This window comes from Paenibacillus sp. J31R122 (genome assembly GCF_056269185.1).
Genome location: NZ_JBWDNM010000015.1, coordinates 1 through 20,897 on the forward strand (window position 1 = coordinate 1; position 20,897 = coordinate 20,897).

Sequence of the window (20,897 nt, forward strand, 5' to 3'; positions counted from 1 at the left end):
TGGGCTTGGGCTTGGGCTTGGGCTTGGGCTTGGGCTTGGGCTTGGGCTTGGGCTTGGGCTTGGGCTTGGGCTTGGGCTTGGGCTTGGGCTTGGGCTTGGGCTTGGGCTTGGGCTTGGTTCAGGATTGCTGCCAGGTACAGTAACAGCCGGCTGGCTGCGAGAATCTTTGTCCACTAGCACTTTATTGATAGTAGCTGTAACCTTCGCAGCAAAGCTTACTTTATTCGGCCACTTATTCAATTGAGTGCCTGACACATTGAATATGGCCAGATTAATTGTTCCATCTCCTGTCACCGTAGCAGGCGCGTTGAATGTCATTACGGCGACTTTGGCAGATGCCGCCAAATCAACCAGGCCGCTCGCGTTCATATGCAAATCTTGAATTTTGGTTCCTTCACCAACCGCAATTTTAATTTGACCATTCCATTTATCTACACTTACTGATCCTGCCACCGTAGAGTCAAGCAGCGTAATTCCTTTGCTTCCACCGCCAAGAATGTATACTGAGCCTAATACAGTGACGGACTCAAGCAGTACTTCACCGTCATTTACGCCTTGTGTAAGATACAAATCACCTTTTATCGTCATATTTTTTAATTGGACATTTGCACTGTTGACGACAAGGTTGCCGGTAACATCTTCATTATAATTACCGGGCTGGTTCACCAACGTTCCCATCACATTCTGAATCATTTGCACAACTTCAGCCCGGGTAATGTTTTTGTGCGGGTTGAACAGATTGTTTCCATTGCCTTTCAAATATCTCTTTGCCTGCAAGGCTGCCACTTCGGCCGCAGCATACGCAGCAATGTCTTTTGCATCAGTGAATGCTTCAATTGCAGTAGAGCCTGAGCTTACTTTAAAGGCACGCGCAATGATAACAGCGGCATCCTGGCGAGAAATCATGGTGTCAGGTGAGAACTTTCCATTGCCAGTACCGTTAATAATTTTAAACGCACTCAATTTGCCGACATCATGTACATACCAAGCACTATTTGCCACATCCGAGAATGAGCTGCCGACGTCTAGAATATCAGGGAAATTAAATACCCGGTTGATGAAAGCAGCGAATTCGGCACGTGTAACGGAACTGTCCGGACGATACGTACGATCGTCAAATCCTTTTAATAAACCGCTTTCAATCCACGATTGCATAACATCAGATGCCCAATGCTGTGAGATATCCGATGTGACTTGCGGAGCTTTCACACCCTCATTTGCTGCCTCAGCCTTTATTGGCGGAAACAGCATAAGCAGCATGCAAGCAATGACAGCCAAAGACAAGAAACGATTTCGTTTGGTCCTGTTCCTGTTGTTTGTACTCATGACACCAGCTCCTTTTCATATTTTTCAAATATTCCTTTTATGCGCTACCTGGCAAATGCCATTCTGGTGACATCACCTCCTCTTGCTTCCTAATGTCATACGGTTTTACAAGCTAACATCTACTATTACAGCGCCACGTCCGGGTACATACAAACTAAACTGAGATTCACGCGGCTTGACGGGGACACCAGGAAACTCAGTCAAGACATCAATCTGCTGTATGGAGCTGCCCATATGGATATGTGCGGATTTATAATTCACGTGTAAATTCGTCAAGATGAGGCGGTAACGTCGCGGAGTGACTTCAAATGCAGCAACGCGAATGTAGGATTTATTTTTTAAAATTTTTGGCGCCTCGGTAACTTCGATCAGATCCTCCACTATGCGGCTAATAAACGACTCAGCCATAGGATGGAAGTGCAGGCTTTCCCACCAAATAATCTCATCGTTAATTACACCTTGCTCTTGTGTTAGCCCATTTAAGCCTTGAGATTCAGCTTCCATAAAATAAATGTCGCCAGCTTCGTTTCCAGCAGCACGAATTACACAAAAATACTTGTGTTCACTACGTCCACTTTGAATACCAAGGTGCTCTAAGGACATAGCTATCCGCTCCGTCATCCGCCCGACCAGAATTGCAGCCCCTCCCCGATAAGCGAGTACGGTTTGCAATTCTTCATCTGGCATCAGATGCAGATTAGTTACAAGTATTGAGCTGTTATAGTTAGGGATATCTTTTATTCGAATTGCTGCATGTATCGGCGCCCCCCGCAGCAGCAGCTCATTCGTATACTTATGAACAGGCCAATTGCGATAATCAATATATTCCTGCATAGATGGCTGCAGCATCGCATCCGACCAAACTACTGCGGCTCCCGCTATGCGTTCCGGCTGCGCATCAAACCCTAAATTCCAGCGCGCAGTAATCCACTTCCAGTTCTCTCGGCTGATGCAATCCCCAAGACAAGCCATAAAACCTGCTGCGCAGCGCCTTACTTCGTTACCTCCGACCAGGTACATATTCGTTAAGGAATGAATATCCCGCTCTAGTACTGTCGGAGCATGACTGATCGCATCCCATTGCTCATGAGTATCATGGAGCGCATTTAAACAAATCAGCTTCGTATCCGGCACATAGGCTTTAATCATCATAAGCATGGTCATAAATTCAGAACCCGGTTCATATTCAGTTTCCCCGGCACCTGCTGAGAGGGACGCACCGACAGTCTCAACGATAAATCCATCAATCCCTGTATCAGCCAGCAACTTGTAATCTACGCCGTAACGATATAGCGCTTCAAACGGCTCTCTTGTCCAGGCGGTATTCACATATGCTTTTTTCCCGATTTTGCGTATCGCGGCCATAATTTTATGCCAGAGCTGCGCCCATCTGCCGCTGTGGAATTGCACCCATTCCATCCGCTTGTTATTCCAGATCCAATCTGCTCGCTGTACCATTTCATCCCGTTTGCCATCACAAGACGCATGCAGCATTTCCGGCAATTCCACACTGCTCCAGTGCATAAATTGCTCCACCATGTCATCGGAATAATCACTTTCCGCTAGAGACAGCCTTGGACTCGTATAACCATCAGCGCCATGGTAGCCGTCGAATCCGTAGTCCTGCAGCACCTGAACTAGCTCGGATACAAATTTGTCTTCATACAGGCTGCCATCCTTCATACGCCTAAGCGGATTAATTCCCGGGAATGGCTCGCCCGTCTTGCGCATTTCGTACAACTCAGGATGAGCGCCACACCACGCGCTTTTACGCAGCTCGTCACTGCCATCCTCCCCATCGAATTGAAAAATATCGAAAAAGGCGCAGTATACTTCAATGCCATACTTTTGAAACTCACGAACCAAATTGCGCAGCTCGTAATTCGTCCATTGCTGCCTGCTGCGATCTTTGCTGTGTGGGCGAGCTCCGTACGAACAGATCTCCATAGGCAATTCCCGTTCTGCCTCCATCCCCCTATGTCCATGTACAAAATCAGGTGTATAAAACAAAAAGGAAATGCTGTCTGGTATAAATCCCGCATTGTCAAGATAGGCTCCAACAGCATAATCTGGCTGCTGATTGTCGAAGCCAATCAGTTCAATCCAAATCCAACGCTCATAATTGACGCTCATTACACTCTCATCCTTTCACACTGCCAAGTACAATTCCCTTTACAAAAAAACGCTGTAAAAACGGATATACAATCAAGATCGGTAGAGCACCTAGAAATATTTGAGCCGAACGTGTCGTTCTCTCGGAAATCTCCAATATCCCGCTCAAATTGCTAGGATCCGTCTTCATAGGATTGCTGTTAATGACCATCAATTGCAAATACGTTGATAGCGGATAATTTTCAGGAAAATTCATATAGATTAAACCGTCAAACCATGAATTCCAATGAAAAACCATTGTAAATAAGGCGATTGTTGCTAGTACCGGCAACGACATCGGGATATACATGCGGCATAGCACCGTCCAGTGTCCCGCCCCATCCATAAAAGCGGACTCTTCCACTTCTCGCGGCAATCCCCGAAAAAAGTTAAGCAATAAAATAATATTGAATACGGAAACCGCGCTCGGTATAACAAGCGCCCATATCGTGTCGATTAGCCCGGTCTTGCTTACAACCATGTAAGTTGGAATAAGTCCACCACTGAACAAAATAGTGAAAACAAAAAACCACGCGTAGAAACTGCGACCATCCAAATCTTTCTTCTCCTTGGATAATGGATAGGCAGACAAGATAGAGAGCCCCATACTAATGACAAATCCGAGCCCGAACCGCTGCAGTGTAATTAAAAAAGAATGAATAAACTCTTTTTTTTGCATGATATATTTATAAGAAGACAACGTGAAATCAACCGGTAATAAATTAACCAGACCCGCGGATGCTGCCGAACTGGAGCTAAAAGAAATCGCCAGCATTTGAATTAAAGGAAGCAGGCATAGCAGCGAAAGTGAAATAAGGAAGAGATAGTTTCCTACTGCAAACACTTTTCTGCCGAAAGAAGCTTGGCGTAGCATATCAACCCTTCCTTTCATCAAGTGTAAACGGCTGTCGCCGTCCTCTGGCGGTATAAGCTCGTTTCACGGTGAAATATAGGCATTCAAAAAATACGATAATTTACTAACCGATAAGCTAAGAAGTAAGATAGAGCAATTAGAATAAATGATACCAGCGACTTAAATAAGCCAATTGCCGTAGCCACCCCAAATTGAGCATCAAGCAGTCCGATACGATAGATCAATGTATCAAGAATATCACCGCTCTGATAAACGCTAGGGCTATATAAATTAAAAACTTGATCGAATCCCGCATTTAGAACATTGCCTAGGCTGAGTGTCGCCATGAGTACAATAATCGGCACCATACCAGGAATTGTCACATGCCATACTTGCCTAATGTGGTTTGCTCCATCAACAACGGCTGCTTCATACAAAGCGGGATTGATACCCGTAATGGCTGCCAGAAATACAATCGTACTGAAGCCAAATTCCTTCCATACATCGGATAGGATCAGGACAAATGGAAACCACTTATTACTTCCAAGGAAGAAAACAGTGTCCATTCCGACTGCCTGAAAAATTTGATTCACAATTCCTTCAGAGGGAGATAAAAGATCAATCAGTATACCTCCCAAAATTACCCAGGACAAAAAATGTGGCAAATAGATTAAGGTCTGAACCCCTCGTTTGATAAACATATTTTTCAATTCATTTAACAGTATGGCAATGATGATCGGTACAATAAGACCAAGCAAGATTTTCATAGACGCAATATAAACGGTGTTAAACAGCACCTGCTCAATATCAGGCATCTTCATGACATAACGGAAATTACCGAAGCCAATCCAATCTGAACCGAATAACCCTTTGACTGGTATAAATTTTTGAAAGGCAATAACGATCCCTACCATTGGATAATAGCAATAAATGAGCAGTACAATAATAGCCGGAATCAACATGAGATGAAGAGGATACTGCCGTTTCAGCTTCTGAATATTCATGTTTCTACATATCCCATCGTTCCATCATCCATAAAGGCAGCTGGGTTGTCACACATAAGCGTCTTAATTTGCTCTGGTGTTATACCGGCATCCTCCATCATCGGAATAATATTGGTAATCATATGGTCATACCCCCAACCACCGTAATGATGCAAACAGGTTTTTAGGCAGACATCAGTGGAAATTAATATTTGAGAAATAAATCCCCAATCAATTAGTTGTTTAATAGCCATGACCCGCTCAATATCTCTGGCGAACATCCCTCTAAGCACACTTCGATCCCGTTTATCCGCATAAAATTCCTTGCCAAAATTATCGAATTCAACATACACGCCAAGATTTAACAAATCTTTAATATACGCCATCCGGATATCCACATCGATATGGTTAATACATATTTTTTCAGCAGCAGCCCCCTGCCGGGTAAGTAGGTCAACAATTTCATAGCCATTTGTACTATACAAATCCGTATGCACATGCAAGCCCAGCCCCGTCTCCTTTTGCACAATCGCAGCAGCAAGCAGCGCCTTTCTTTCATTCGGATCAATGACCTCGCTAGTACCAATTTCTCCTATTACACCAGCTTTAATGGTGGTTCCATCTATACCAACTTGAATTTCATACAATAATTCTTCCGCAATGCTATCCACCGTCTTAGCATCCATATCAGGTGGATGAGATCCGCGCACATAGTAGCCGCAGCCTGCTATAATATTTAAATCCAGTTCCCTAGCCAAGCCCGCTAATAAAATAGGATCTCTTCCGATATCCCTAAGTGTGAGGTCGACAAACGTCTTTCCCCCGGCTTTCTTAAATTTCAACAGCTCATCCCGAATTACATCCTCATCATCAATGACCGCATTATCTAAAACCGCATACGGATTGCGCATCAGCTTTCCGAGATTGCGTATATTCACTTGTTCGCCAGCAAGCTTCTGTTGCGAAATCCCTATCGGAGCAGGCACTAATTTTCTGAGATCAATAAAAGCATGCTCATGAGGCAGAACGATGCCTAGGCTATCCTTGCTCACCATGCCCGTTACCGTCATAATTGACAACTGACTCATCCCCTAACCGATCTTTCCTCAAGGAAGCAGATCCCATACTAGACTTGCCTCCTCAAGGTGAAACGGCTGTCGCCATCCTTTGACGGCGCAGTACGTTTCATTCCGAGAAATATAAGATGCGTATTGAGTGAAACTTATACTTCCTTATATTTTGAAAGAAATTCTAATCTATCCTTATTGCTTACTTGCTGGCTTTCCATTTCGCTACTTCTTCCGTAATTGTGTCACCGCCAAGACTTTTCCAATTGACTACAAACTCATCGAAAGTATCAATAGAAGATTCGCCCATTACGATTTTTGTGAACGCTTCCAACTCCATTTTTAACAATGTAGCTTCTTTCTCCACCATTGCAGGTGTTGGCCCGGATATAAATTCCGTCATATTGAATTGATCCTTCTTGTGATAGTCATACAAGATTGTTATCGCGTCAAAGAACCTCGTAAAGCCCCAGCCGCTCATATCCCCTTTGTTGAAATCATTGATGCCTTTGTAGAAGCTCGCCTGCCCTGGATTACTCGTTAAATTAAGCAAGGATTCATCCTGCTTTTCTACTGCTTTGGATACATCTTCATAGGTCTCCACATTTTGAATCGGATTGGCTGCTTGTAATAAAGCATATTGCCATTTATCTACATCCCCATTGCGGTTCATATCGGTAAGCGGATACTTGTTCCGATCCCATTCATGGCTTGCAGCGTTAAGCAGCTTCACAACCGCTTCAGGATTTTTCATGCCTTTTCGAACCACGTAATATTGATTCACATTATATACAGTTTGCGGCTGCGCCGGTGTACTGTCGATAGATGGCAGATGGAATGGCTTCCACTCCATCTTTTCATCCAAGCTCTTGCCATCGAGAAACAGGAGTGGAGACCAGTCTGCCCCATAAAACATCCCTAATTTCCCTGCATTTACGGTTTGAATAAACTTTTCTTTATCCTTCACGCCAAATTCCCGGTCAATATGACCATTGGCATACATTTCTTGCAGCTTGGCAAGCGCCTGCTTCATCTCGGGTTGAATACTTCCGTAAACAAGCTGCCCGGAATCATCCTCTACCCAGCTTTTTGGATAGGCGTGATAACCATTAAAGAACCCTTCAAGCCCCGGCTCCAGACCGTAAAAATCTTTTGCTGCACCCAGCCCATGAGTATCCTTTTTATTATTGCCATCCGGATCTTGCGTAACGAATGCTTCCGCAATCTTGAATACATCCTCCATTGTTTTGGGTTCAGGAAGCCCCAACTTTTCTAGCCAATCCATACGTACCCACAAAAGCGGTGCTGTGTCGAATGAACCTGGATTGACCGGCAGCCCCAGCAGCTTTCCATCAAATGTCGCTGATTTTATACCCAGTCCTCCGTCTTTCATTAAAAGCTCTTTCATTTTAGGCGTCCCATACTGCTCCAGAACATCTGTCAAATCAGCCAATTGATCTGCCTCGACCAACTGATTGAACTGAATGCCATTGACAGGCATAATATCAGCCAATTTGCTTGATGCCATTGCTATATTGAACTTTTGCTCATATTGGGAAGGATCAGAAACCCATAAATATTTGATTTTAATGCCGAACTCATTTTCGTACAGCTTTATCCAAGCGTTGTCTTCTATGGTTTCCCCGTTTTCAAATTTCAAATTTGAATTTACAGATCGAATTGCTGTTACTTCAATCGGTGGATCAATTTTTCCAAGTGGGTCATAGTTGGCCACTTCTTGCTTTGTTCCAGTATCCTTTGCTCCATCGTCTGATGGCTTCGTTACTCCGTTTGTACTCTCTTCATTGCCTTTACTGCTGCAAGCAGCTGCCAAAACGAGTGCACATACCACAATAGATAGCAGTATAAATTTTGTAGCCTTACCCAACATATCTCAGCCCCCTAAACTTATTTCTTACATTTCCAATTATAAAATAACGCTTTCACGCGAACTATCATCAATCCTTGCCTTTCTTTGCATTTGCTGTCCTCTTTAGTTCTCTCTCTATCAAAAAGCCCTCCCGATACTCCTGCGGAGTCATTTGAAAAATGCGCTTGAACGAACGATTAAACTGAGACGGAGCCTCATAGCCTGATGCGACAGCAATCTCCTGAATCTTCATTGTGGTATCCTGCAGTAGATCTTTTGCTTTCTTCATCCGCTCATTCGTAATATAATCCGACAACATCGTTCCAGTCGTCCGCCTGTACAAACGGGACAGATAGGTTGGGCTATGATGGACCAAGGTGGCCAACGCAGTTAAGCTCAAATCACTATCCAGATTTGTTGTGACATACTGATGTATGAAATGAATTAGCCGTTCCGTTTGCTCTCCCCTTACAGACTCATAAGGAGATGACAGCTTGTCCGAATCTTGGATTAGCATTTCCTGACCTTTACCAGCGTATTGCCTTAGCAAATTTTTCAAATGTTCAAACTGTGCCCCCATGTGATCCCAACTGCTGGGCTCTTTCCCAATTACAAACGAAAAAGGATGTTTAAGCAGTTGTATGCAGGATTGCTGAACAGATTCCATAATGGAGTAAACCCTCGTTTTTAAATGCTGCCAGGCACGCTGCTCCTGGTCCCCTTCAGACTGCTCGGCTGACAAAAACGCTATCGGTTGAATAAGCCAAACGAGCTTGTTGGAATCAAACACGACCGATATTTGTATGCAAGAGGGCGCTAAATATTCCTCGGCAATATTTTGGCATGCATAGAGAAACAACATCCGATCAGATTCACTTATCTCCCCATCCCAACCTTCCATACTCCCAACTACAACGAACACCGGCTTGTCTGAACGTAAAGAAATATCGGATTCAAGTAGCTTGCGCTCTCGTTCTTTTATAGGGAGCAATGGTTCTGCCATCAGTTCGAATAAGGTACTCTTCTGAAATGCGGCAAGTGCCAATTGCAGCTTCGTTCTAGCTTGGATGTCATGATTGATCCGATCTTCCACCTTGTCCAGTTCATCAATTGCTTTTTTTAACGCAGCGAGCAGGACATGGTCATCTTCAGTTTTAAGCACATAATCAACTACGCCACCCATGCGAATCGCATTGAAGGCATAATCGAACTCATTGAAACCTGTCAGAAATATAACTTTGCACATCGGCCAGCTCTGCATAATGCGTTCATGCAGTTCAATACCGCTCATCCCCGGCATACGGATATCCGAGATTACAACATCGATCCGATTATGGGCAAGGCAATCTATTGCTTCATAAACGTTATATGCCCGGTATGCTTCTAAATCCAAATGTTCTGCCTCCGTAATTAGCAGATTAATATTATTCACAATAAACGGCTCGTCATCAACAATAAGTACCCTATACATATTAGTCTCCTTTGCATGTTGGAATATAAATTTGAACAATTAAACCCTTGTTGGTTCCTTGCATCACTTCAAGCCCGCCTTGTTCACCATATTTCAGCTTTAAACGACGCTGAATATTTACGAGTCCCGTCGTCTCCCCCTCTTCCTGAAAGGCCAACTGACGGGATAGCTCTACAAGCTCCTGTTCAGACATCCCTACTCCATTATCCTCTACTACAAAATACAATCTACCATCCAGACTCTCAAAATGGATTGTTAATTTTCCTCCTGCGATTGTTTCGCTAAGCCCATGCTCATAAACATTTTCAACCAACGGCTGTAAGATCAACCTCGGGATTTTTATATCCTGAAATTCCAATGGTAGTTCCTCAAACTCCACATCAATCCGGTTTGAAAAGCGTATATTTTGAATTTCCACATAGGATCGAACATGGTTTACTTCGTCTATTAGCGAAGCTTCCTCCTGCCCATTTCTCGTAATGAATTGAAAATAATCACCCAAATTTTTGGACACCATTTCGGCTGTACGATTGTCATCATGTTTAATTAAACGATGCAAAATATAGAAGCTATTGTACAGAAAATGTGGGGTAATCTGCATTTGCAGCTGCTTCAGCTCCGATTGCTGCAACCTGATTTTCTGCACATAAAGCTCATCAATCAAGGTCTTCAAACGCTTGACTGTTTGATCAAAACGATTAAAAAGATAGCCAAATTCATCTGTGCGCGATGACAACAGGATAGTATTGAAATTGCCCTCCTCCACATTTCTAAACCGCCGTACGAGCAATTGGAGTGGCCGTTGAATTACTTGGTAAATACCATAGGAAAACAGAATGACGATAATAAGTGAACATCCCACAAGCAGCCAAAACCAGATGCCATATGCCTTAAGCTGGCCAATGAGAAGGTTCTCAGGAAAATAAAAGACGAGCTTTGTATCTAAAAAGGTTGATTTATCGATAACAACGATAAAGTCTACTTTACCTACCTTCACTTGTTCGGTAGAAAAAGAGGATACATCGCTATTTTCAACATGCTGCTTAATTAGTGCTAAAGCTTCCGGGTATTGCTTATTGGAGATGCTTAAATTGTCATTGAACAATAGCGCTCCCCCTTCTTGAGGGAAAGATTCCAGCGCTTTTATCAGTGCTTCCTTAGATAATTCGATATTCTGAATAAAAACAGGAGATTTTCTACCTTTTTCTTTATCTAATAAATTCGTGGGGTAAGTTAAATTGAGGAATAGCCGATCTTTCCATGCTGTTATTGGCACGCCGCTCGAATAGGTTGCAAGTGTTATAGCTTCCATCTCATCTTTTATACCAGGAGTATTAGCTACACTGGAAGTAGACACCACACCCCCAATCGATTCAATATAGATGGTGATATCTTTTATGTAGCTGCTGGATTCCTTTAAAGCAATCAGCTTTTCTGTTAAATCAACGATAGCTTTTGTTCTCTGATAATCAGACAAACTCGAATTAATATTGCTGAGCTTCATCAGATTCTCATCGTTAATGAAAGTCTTCTGTGTCAGAATAATTCTCTCCAGTTCCTTTTCCAAGCTAGAAAAATAATAGTGGATTGTTGTCGAGATAGAATTAGATATTTGACTTTTCACTTCCTGCTTGCCTAGCTCATTTAATATCAGACTTAATGTGAATAATGGCGTTACGATAATTAGAAATGTAACCATCAATTTCGGAAAAATAGGCATATTGCCAAACCTAAGCTTTGACCACACTTCATTTATCCCTCCTTCAAGTTAAAACGACTTCGTCATCCTTTTACAAGGATGCGCATAGCTTCTTCAATAATGTTAAGACAAAGTTTAATGTAATTCTTGTAATTCAAAAAAACCTAAGTTTAATATAGGTAAGCGTAAAGTACTTCCTACCTAGAATCAATATCAAATTCATAAGTACATCGTCATTAGAAGAGTAGTTACTCAGAAATAAAATAAAGCTCATGCTTATCAGCATGAGCTCATCCGGTTTCTTTATTAAATAGAAGTTGATAAAAGGTTAGGCTTTCCCGTTATTTATCAACACGATGTATGGACACTACCGCCTCAACATGCCCCCTATGAGGGAACATGCGTTGCTTTGCTTGCATTAGTTAGAGTGTGCTAAATTCATGAAAGCATCTACTTACTAACTTCTGCCTGCTTGACGGCCCTTGCTAAACCACTCCGATTTTGGTTTTGGTTTGCGTGAAGGGTTTACTCTTGGCTTCGCCGGTTTTGATGAAGCTGCAGGTTTTGAATTTGCTGCTCTTGCGGCTGAAGGTTTCGATGATTGTACAACCTTTGATGGTGCCGCTCCAACCTTCATCGGAAAAGCATGTTCTTTTACTTCTGGGATCGTCTTGCCGATCAATTTCTCAATAACCTTAAGGTATGGAATTTCATCAACTTCACACAAAGAGATCGCAGTACCGCTCAGTCCAGCTCTGCCTGTACGGCCAATTCGGTGAACATACGTTTCTGGAATATTAGGAAGATTGAAGTTAATTACATGAGAAAGCTCATCGATATCAATTCCTCTTGCTGCAATATCTGTCGCTACCAACACGCGCGTAACGCCGCTCTTGAAATTGCTTAATGCAAGCTGACGGGCATTCTGAGATTTGTTGCCATGAATGGCCTCAGCTGAAATTTTCACTTTAGTCAATTCTTTTACAACGCGGTCAGCGCCATGTTTTGTTCGGGTGAACACCAGTGCCGAGGCAATGGTCTCATCTTGTAATAGAATATTTAATTGCTTTTGCTTATTTTCACTTGCAATGAAATAGATAGATTGCTGAATTCGATCCACAGAAGTCGTTACCGGTATGATATTAACTCTAACAGGATTATTCAGCAGCGATTTTACCATTTTGGATATTTCCGGTGGCATCGTTGCCGAGAAGAAAAGAGTCTGCTTCTTGCTAGGCATTTTCGAAATGATCCTCTTCACATCATGAATGAAGCCCATATCGAGCATTCTGTCTGCTTCATCTAGTACGAGTATTTTGATATGTTGGAGATCAATGCGCTTCTGATTCACTAAGTCGATAAGTCTGCCCGGTGTTGCAATAATAATGTCTGCACCCTGATTAAGCGCCCGCTCCTGAGCCTTCTGTGAAACGCCGCCAATGATAGCGGAACAAGTGATTTGGGTAAATTGACTATACGCTTGGATGTTTTCATAAATCTGAAGAGCAAGCTCTCTTGTCGGTGTTAAAATTAACGAACGAATACGGCGCCCAGTATTAGGTTTAATTTTGTCTTCACTTAATAGTTGGATCAACGGTAAAGAAAATGCCGCTGTCTTTCCTGTTCCAGTCTGTGCGCACCCCAGTAAATCTCTGCCTTCTAATACAGCCGGTATGGACTGTTCCTGAATCGGAGTTGGCGTATTGTAGTTTTCTTTTTCTAAAGCTTTTAAAATTTGGGGTATAAGATTCAAGTCATTAAATGTCATATTTGCTCCTTAAGTTACAGCTTAATCTATATTTTTTAACAAGTCATTTTTAACATTACTTGTAACGTCTCCACAAAACGTCTCTTTATGTCATAACAAGTAAGGTTAACACACTTGAGCACAAAAAAGAAGCGATGGTTAACCCGCTTCTTTCGTAGACTTATGAAAAAGCAATCCTTAAAGCGTCATAAAATGCCCATGCCTCGCCAAATACTCTTCTTTTTCCTTATAATCCGGCATAATACTTCCCACAAGTCTCCAAAATGATCGGTCATGATTCATATGAGTCAGATGACATAGTTCATGGATGATCACATAATCAATCACTTCAATTGGAGCCATTGCCAGACGATAATTAAAGGTTAGCTTTTTACTTGAGCTGCAGCTTCCCCACTTGGTTCTAGACTCCTCCACCTCAACAGTTTTGGGCTTTACTTTCAGTTGTGATTGATATATTTTTATTCGTTCACCTATAATCTTCTTACAACTTGCGAAATAGAACTTCTTGAGATCCCTTTTAAGTTCCTCTTCATCTAACTCTCTTGTCTCTATTAACTCATGCAGAAAATACTCTTTCCCCAGATGAAGGAACTTCCCTTCGTCTTGATACTCTCTAGACTTAGGCATTTCTCGAGCCTTGGCAATGTGTTGTTGCTTCTCAAGTATCCTTTTTCCATGATGTTCTACAGCTCGCCTAATAATCTCTTCACTTGTATGATTAGGAACTTTAACGGTTACGAAACCAACAGAGTCTACTTGAATGGATATCTTCTTTCCGTTTCCATATTGAACATTACATTCTATTGTCGTATTTTCAAACTCAATTTTCATAATCACCATCGTCTCTAAAAGGTTATTTCCAAATCTCATAAAATCAGGGGGATGACATGATTTACTCCAACCCCTGTTTTAAATAACCATATCACTAATTTTAGAAGCTATCCACTTCTTGATGTTCTTTGAGCGAGTTCACGGGAAGGTAATTATGGATTGCTTATAATCGTGAACTTTGGATGTTCAAACACATTCCATTCGTTGATATACTACCGTAATAACGCTGGTATTTGCGATCTCGCCGTTGCTGCACTCTAGATGAGTATCGGAGTTAAGCCATTGGAGTGGGATGAATATCTTATAAGTGAAAGGAGAGATTTTGAAATGGATTCGGTTCGTTACAAGATCAGGGAATGCCAGGATCAAGAGAAAATCGAAAGTTTCCTTCACCAAGCGAGAATTGGATATCTTGGGTTGGTTGATGGGAACCTGCCCTATGTTGTACCGCTTAATTATGTATGGAATGAGGGGAAACTCTATTTTCACGGGGCTGGAGATGGAAGACGTAATCAGGTCATGAGTGAAAATCCAGAGGTATGTTTTACAGTATGTGAGGAATACGGAACCATTACGGATCCGGTACCTGCCAAAACGGATACAGCTTATATGAGCGTAATGATATTTGGACAAGCAGAGCCGATTACAGATTTGGATGAAGCCACCCATGTACTTCAGGAAATGATCAATAAGTATGTACCTGGCTATTATAACCGGCCCTTGCCCAAGCAGCATGTGGAAAAGTATAGGTCGGCTGTATTCGGTGGGCCGGTTCAAGTTTGCCGGATAATTCCGCACCACATGACTGCAAAAGAAAGTCCTATTGAGGCAGAAAAAATGTATAGAACGGGCATGAATATCGGACGATAAATTTAACGAAAAGATACCATTACGATCCACGCTACGCCGATTCAACTCTTCAGCAGCAATCGCTATCTCTGCTTACCTAACCATACGAAAGAGTATCCAAAATATGAAATTCCCTCCCAAGGTAAAGTTGAGTGATGTTACCTTGGGTGAGGGAATTTCAATTTATAACTCGGCTGTCATCCCTCCGTCGGCTACTAATGTAGCTCCCGTCATGAACGAATTTTCCGGACTTGCCGCGAACATTACGACAGCTGCAATTTCCTCTAGGTTATCGCAACGTATTTCCTGCCGTTATCAGCTTGATGACTCAAGGGTATTTCTCCGCTGAGAAGCTTATAACAAAACGGATTAAGCTTGATGAAGTTGTTGAAGAAGGCTTTGAAGCTCTCTTGAAAGAAAAAAATCATGTGAAGATTCTTGTAAAAGCTGAATAACAGCTCATAAACAGAGGGTTAAACGGCGATTGCTTCTCGGTATTCAACCGGGGAGCGGTCGCTTTTTTTCTGGAAGCGTTCCTTGCAAAAAAGCTCCCCTCTTTTATCATAAACAAACTCATCGTTTGCCTGATAAAATTGGAGAGCTTCCTCGTAAAAAATCTTATACTAACTGTTTAAATCATTTATTCTTCGAGTAGAATTGGGTGGAAGTCCGATGAACTCCACACCGATCCAGCACCCCAGCCATAAAATCCAGTTTTATGATAGGTTCTAAAGAAGTAGCCTTGCAACGTCTTAGTTATTGAAAGATCAACATTGATGCTGGCAAATGGAATAACCTGAATCGTCATCCAACGGTCCGTTCCTACCGAAGTGTATGCTTCCCATTCTCCGCTATACCCGCTATTCGGCGTAGGGCCGCTATATTCGAGCTTCATTGCTTTCGAGTTGTTAAAAAATACATAATAGCTCGCAGCAGCAGGATGTCCTGTAATAAACGTTTCATTATCATCATCCGGTCCGCCCGTCCACCATTCGTTTGGACCAACGTCACTAGCCACGATATTCGAAATGTTATCATCGAAGTTTTCATAGCCTACATACAGATTCTTATTATCCCATAATAAGCGTACCTTCGTCTGCACTGGTGCAGGATTTTTTGAGCTCATCACATAAAACTCCGTGATTGGTGTAGCTGCTGCCCATGGACCTTGACTAAAATCTGTGACACTTATAATATCCTCTTTGGCAGTAGTTGTCTTCACTGCATGAGCCTCCAGATAAGGAAGTTCAGTAATCTCAAGAACCATCTTTTCAAAGGTTGTTTTGATCGGTGCGATTCTCGCCTTCTCTTTATCGTCTGCCAATGCCCATGCCTGATTCAATGCCTGCTGAGCAGCATCCTTGATTCCTGCTTTGATGATATACTTCCCAATGTACGTATTCGTACTTGTATTGTAGCCGATTGGATCATCATACATATTCCATCCCTGTTCAATAAGGTCATAATACGTTCTCATCGAATCTGCTGCTGCGCCATAGGCTTTCCTGATATAATCCGATTTCAATTGTTCAATATCAGCATCCGGGTTCCACATTAGCTTTTGGAATAACCAAAATTGCAGAGCATTAATGGACCAATTCGGAATTCTCGCGTCAATAACACCTTCTGGCATTACACCTGTTATTCCCAGTTCACTGTAATATTGCATATCCGCTTGCACTTTCTCAGCAATCGGTCTCTCATAAGTATTGGAGAGAAAAGACCCGTAGTAATTATACATGACCAGATTTTTCGTTTTCTCCAACCATGTCAATAATTTAAGTCTGTGATTGTAGTTTGAGTTATTAACATCACTGGTATTGAAAGGGACTCTATCATCTCCAGTGAGCGGCGCAAGAACAACAACAATATTATCCTCCAGCTCAACTCTTGGCGGAACATCAGCGAAAAAGTAGGCGAACGTCACGATTTTTACATTCGGATTCGTTACTTTCACTTCGGCCGCAATTTTGTTCAAGAATGAATAGAAAACAGTTGATTTATAATCTGCTTCATTAGGCTGAATAACGATATGATCTTCTGTTGTGAACGGAGTGCGGCTCAGAATCCCTTGTTCAAAATAATGAGTATCATTGATACCAATTCCAACATATTCAATTGGATTATCAACTAAAAATTGTTTGACTCGTCCCGCAATCACTCCAGGAACATCGGGATGATAAAAGTTAATTTGCGTATCATCCGCGACAGGAATATACTTTTCCCCTGCTACATCCATGTTGTAGTAATCCGGATGATCTGAGAAATACAGTTCATTCGGCAGCCAGTACCCCAGATTATGTCCGAGTGTAAATGACTTTACGCCTACACGTTCATGTCTTTCCCAAAGAGCTTGATTCTCAAATTCCGCCATCTTGGCATTCATTTTATTTCTGGCCATCATTGCTTCCGTACCAGGATCCTCGTGATATTCACCATTTGCACCATAACCAGTTAGATTCCACCCACGCAATTGAAACGGAGACTTTTCGCGATAATTAATCTTTTCGGCCTTAATGGTATCTAGTTCGTCATATAGTGTACCAATGTCTGTAGTACTAGATCGGGTCCATAATACTCTAGCATTTTCTTCCAAGAAATCATAAACACCGTTCAATACACCTTTATCTTCCGTTCCAATAATATAAATTTGGTTTCCTACTTTTCTAATAGCAAATCCGTCAGAATTCTGTAAATAAGCAATGTCATCCCCAAATTGGCTTGCTAGACCTGGAATCGTGTCCGGAGTTCCCAATATGATCTGATATCGCTCTGCTTCTATTCCACTTTCCAAACTCAATGCGCGAGCCTCAGGCGACAAAACAGAAGTCCGCAGTTCCAATGGGGAACTATTTACATCAAGGAAACTGTCTGTGTTTAGTGGTTTGTTCTCAGTTAGCGTAAGTGAAACGTCATCGATCCACAGCTTATCTGTTCCCACAATGATATAGAAGTATATCCAGACATAGTCTAACTGCTTTGTCGCATCGGGCGTATATTTCATTTCCACCATGGACCATTGGTCTGTCACATCGAATAAAATCTGCTGCGTACCAGGACTATTCGTCCAGTCATTCCCCATCTCCATGAATTGCCCAATGACCTTTTGCCCACTAGCAGCACTGCCCTTCACCCACGCCTGCAGAGTATATTCTTGGCCCGCTTGGAGCTTAATCCGCTGATCTGTGACCGCATAAATGTATTCTCTCTCTCCGAGATCGATTCGAAGAGAACTTGTGCCACTACGCGCGATCTGATTGTCCCTCACACCCGACGGCACATTCCAGCCAACAGGAAGCTCACCATTCGCCGTGGCTGTTTCAAAACCGGGATTAGTAATCAGATTCTGAGACGGTTCTGGTTCTTCGCCTGTTTCCATTAATGTAACATCGTCGATCCACAGCTGGTCTGTTCCCGCTATGGCATAGAAGTATATCCAGTTATAATCAAATGCAGCTGTTTGTTTAGGTGTGTATTTCAACTCCACCAATGTCCATTGATCGGTCACATCAGAGACCTGTTGCCCCGAACCATCTTGGTATCCCCCATCATTCTTCATTTCCATAAATTGCGTTACAATCTTTTGGCCCGAAGGAGCACTACCCTTTACCCAAGCTCTCAGCACATACTCCCGTCCTCTTTCTAGAATGAGCCGTTGATTCGTTGTTGCGTTAATATACTCGTACTCACCTAGATCAATTCTGAGGGAACTCATACCACTGCGGGCCACTTGATTGTCTCGCGCACCTGAAGGCACAATCCAGTCCTCAGGAGTATTTCCACTTGCACTAGCTTTTTCGAATCCTCCATTTTTGATCAAGTTACGATCTAGATTTACCGTCAAGGTTAATATAGTGAACGGTACATCGTCATAGCTTATCTCTAGGGAAACCAAATGAGTTCCTTCCGTAATTGTGACTGGAACTGATATCGTACTATCGATGTTTTGCCCTTGTTTCACTCCTAAAACAATTCCATTCATTGTATTCACTGTAATCGGTCCGTTGTCCGTCTGCCTCATACTGATTTGGACAGCATGGTTACTGTTATTAATAAGCGAGATATGAATTGGAAAAGTACCACTTTTATTAATATCGAGGACGTCTTCCCACAGCTGCGCGCTTACTAAATTACCATCAATTTGCCCTTTATAGACAGGAAGCTCGGCACCACTAACCATTTTGATCGTGCTCTGAAGTTCTTCGGCCGCAAGCATCTCCATCTTGCTAGCGAGCTGACTGACAATTATGTCCGCATTATGAATACCCTCTTTAACAATGAATGCTGTTGGCGTCACTGTTGGTGTTGGTGTTGGTGTTGGTTCTGGTGTTGGTTCTGGTGTTGGTTCTGGTGTTGGTTCTGGTGTTGGTTCTGGTGTTGCTGTTGGCGTCGCTGTTGGTGTCGCTGTTGGTGTCGCTGTTGGCGTCGCTGTTGGTGTCGCTGTTGGCGTCGCTGTTGGTGTCGCTGTTGGTGTCGCTGTTGGTGTCGCTGTTGGTGTCGCTGTTGGTGTCGACGAACCGCCAGTAACTGGATTAGAGCCATCTAATTCCTCTGCTTGTTTTGGCATCCGTTCGAATGTACTTCCTTTCCCCTTTTTACCATATATCACTTTGCTGATTTCTCCTTGTCCAAGTACTTTAATGATTTCATTCAGAAACAGAGAGATGATCTTCGAATTTGTATCTAGCGTAAGCTTTGTTCCGCTTGCTTGATCGGAAATGATAAATTCAGTAATTACTCCCCCACCAACTAATATCTCAGAGCCTACCGACTCAACTTCCACTTTCTTGAAGCTCCCTTTCAAAATCATCTTCGATCCAATCGGCAGTACGTCCGCAAGTGTTACAACGCCAATGCCCTGCCCTGACGAATTAACGAGATCCGTTTCAATTATGGATTGGGATTGCAGAATCAACTCAGTGATCGTTGATGATCCTTCCATGACGATACGAATTGTTCCTGTTTTTTTGTCGACCTGAACGATGTTCAATACGGTATCTATGAAATAGACGCTATGCTCTCCTCCTCCATTAAGTATCGTCTTTCCTTTCACAGTAACGTTCTTCAGCTTGACGTCTCCTTCTCCAACGCCTTCTTCTATAAGCAGATTGCCCTTAATGACCATGTTTTGCAGGGTGACACCAGGAACATTGATGCTGACATTCCCTTTCACGGTTGTCGTTCCTTTGTTCGGACCATACGTCCCTGCCTTGCTATAGGACAAGCCCCTTCCGGATAGAACCCGGTCCAACAGCACGACAATTTCTGCTCGCGTAACCCCATTCTTGGGCTTAAAGCTGCCGTCCTTGTAACCCAATAACAGCTCGCCTGCTGCAGCCGTACCTATCGCCCCTTTACTCCAGCCAGCCATCTGATCAGCATCCGTGAAGGCCTCTGCCGCTTCTTCATTTGGAGCCAGATCAGACGAGAGCAGTCTAGTGATCACAACCGCAGCCTCTTGCCGAGAAACCCAGCGCTTCACTCCAACTGTACCGTCACCGTATCCTTCCAAATAACCCGCTTTCACAGCAGCTGACATGTCGAGGTAAGCCCAGTTCGTAACCGCTAGGTCAGCTGCATGCCAATCAGGCTCCGCTTCCGTGAATCCGAAAACTCGATTGACCAGCGCAGCCATTTCAGCCCTCGTAATGACTTGATCCGGCCGCAAGGTTCTATCTGGAAATCCTTGAATCAGACCATTGTCCACCCACTCGCTGAGCTGACGTTCAGCCCAGTGGCCAGCAATATCTGTAAATTCAACCGATTCCTTTTGAGAGGTAACATCTCCAGCAAACGCTGTATTAAACGTAGAAAACAGTAAACATAGCATTGTAAAAATCGTCGTGTATCGCCTTAATACGAATAAGCCACTCTTTGCCTTAACACCATTCATAATGAAAGCGCCTCCATTAATAATTATTAAATTCATTTCAAACTACCTATAACCCCTCAAATCATTACAATTTTACCGCTTTCCAACTGTGCTTTCTTTGGTTTGCCTCACCTCCATATCGAAGCATCTTTAGAAC

Annotated in this window: 13 protein-coding genes and 1 pseudogene; 2 read left to right on the top strand and 12 right to left on the bottom strand. The window is 42.9% G+C overall.

The genetic code is table 11. The features are described from left to right. From AC0YN7_RS22560 to AC0YN7_RS22605, 10 genes are all read right to left on the bottom strand, one after another. Positions 1-1,326: S-layer homology domain-containing protein (locus AC0YN7_RS22560; RefSeq protein ID WP_475812291.1), on the bottom strand; the 1,326-nt coding region annotated here is incomplete at its 3' end. Between the two features lie 105 nt (positions 1,327-1,431). Next, positions 1,432-3,459 carry a hypothetical protein gene (locus AC0YN7_RS22565; RefSeq protein ID WP_475812292.1) on the bottom strand — a complete coding sequence of 676 codons (2,028 nt, stop codon included), beginning with the start codon at positions 3,457-3,459 and terminating at the stop codon, positions 1,432-1,434. Positions 3,460-3,466: 7 nt separating this feature from the next. Continuing rightward, positions 3,467-4,351: a carbohydrate ABC transporter permease gene (locus AC0YN7_RS22570; protein WP_475812293.1), complete on the bottom strand. Its 885-nt coding sequence runs from the start codon at positions 4,349-4,351 to the stop codon at positions 3,467-3,469. Positions 4,352-4,434: 83 nt separating this feature from the next. Next, the gene (locus tag AC0YN7_RS22575; protein ID WP_475812294.1) at positions 4,435-5,334 is read right to left on the bottom strand and encodes an ABC transporter permease; all 900 of its coding nucleotides are present in this window, start codon (positions 5,332-5,334) and stop codon (positions 4,435-4,437) included. Next, on the bottom strand, positions 5,331-6,383 hold the full coding sequence (locus AC0YN7_RS22580) for a phosphotriesterase family protein (protein ID WP_475812429.1): 1,053 nt from the start codon (positions 6,381-6,383) through the stop codon (positions 5,331-5,333). Before AC0YN7_RS22580 ends, AC0YN7_RS22575 begins: the two co-directional genes overlap by 4 nt. 199 nt (positions 6,384-6,582) lie before the next feature. Continuing rightward, positions 6,583-8,271, bottom strand: a complete 1,689-nt coding sequence (locus AC0YN7_RS22585; protein ID WP_475812295.1) for an extracellular solute-binding protein — start codon at positions 8,269-8,271, stop codon at positions 6,583-6,585. Between the two features lie 67 nt (positions 8,272-8,338). Next, positions 8,339-9,721, bottom strand: a complete 1,383-nt coding sequence (locus tag AC0YN7_RS22590; RefSeq protein WP_475812296.1) for a response regulator transcription factor — start codon at positions 9,719-9,721, stop codon at positions 8,339-8,341. 1 nt (position 9,722) lies between these two features. Continuing rightward, positions 9,723-11,468, bottom strand: a complete 1,746-nt coding sequence (locus AC0YN7_RS22595; RefSeq protein ID WP_475812297.1) for a sensor histidine kinase — start codon at positions 11,466-11,468, stop codon at positions 9,723-9,725. A 409-nt stretch (positions 11,469-11,877) separates the two neighbouring features. Beyond that, complete coding sequence (locus tag AC0YN7_RS22600) at positions 11,878-13,188, bottom strand: DEAD/DEAH box helicase (protein ID WP_475812298.1); 1,311 nt, start codon at positions 13,186-13,188, stop codon at positions 11,878-11,880. A 177-nt stretch (positions 13,189-13,365) separates the two neighbouring features. Further along, a complete protein-coding gene (locus tag AC0YN7_RS22605) occupies positions 13,366-14,019 on the bottom strand; it encodes a M48 family metallopeptidase (protein WP_475812299.1) in 654 nt (217 codons plus the stop codon). A 327-nt stretch (positions 14,020-14,346) separates the two neighbouring features. Here AC0YN7_RS22605 and AC0YN7_RS22610 point away from each other — a divergent pair, with 327 nt between their 5' ends. Beyond that, positions 14,347-14,889 (top strand): pyridoxamine 5'-phosphate oxidase family protein, encoded by a 543-nt coding sequence (locus AC0YN7_RS22610; RefSeq protein ID WP_475812300.1) that lies wholly within the window; start codon positions 14,347-14,349, stop codon positions 14,887-14,889. A 162-nt stretch (positions 14,890-15,051) separates the two neighbouring features. Here the strand turns inward: AC0YN7_RS22610 and AC0YN7_RS22615 are convergent, their stop codons facing one another. After that, the gene (locus tag AC0YN7_RS22615) at positions 15,052-15,132 is read right to left on the bottom strand and encodes a hypothetical protein (protein WP_475812430.1); all 81 of its coding nucleotides are present in this window, start codon (positions 15,130-15,132) and stop codon (positions 15,052-15,054) included. A gap of 20 nt (positions 15,133-15,152) precedes the next feature. On the opposite strand from AC0YN7_RS22615, the pseudogene AC0YN7_RS22620 reads away from it, so the two are divergent. Then, positions 15,153-15,323 (top strand): annotated as a pseudogene (locus tag AC0YN7_RS22620) (butanediol dehydrogenase); the annotation flags it as partial. A 185-nt stretch (positions 15,324-15,508) separates the two neighbouring features. On the opposite strand, the gene AC0YN7_RS22625 reads toward AC0YN7_RS22620, so the two are convergent. Next, complete coding sequence (locus AC0YN7_RS22625) at positions 15,509-20,761, bottom strand: DUF4838 domain-containing protein (protein WP_475812301.1); 5,253 nt, start codon at positions 20,759-20,761, stop codon at positions 15,509-15,511. Between the last annotated feature and the right edge of the window lie 136 nt (positions 20,762-20,897).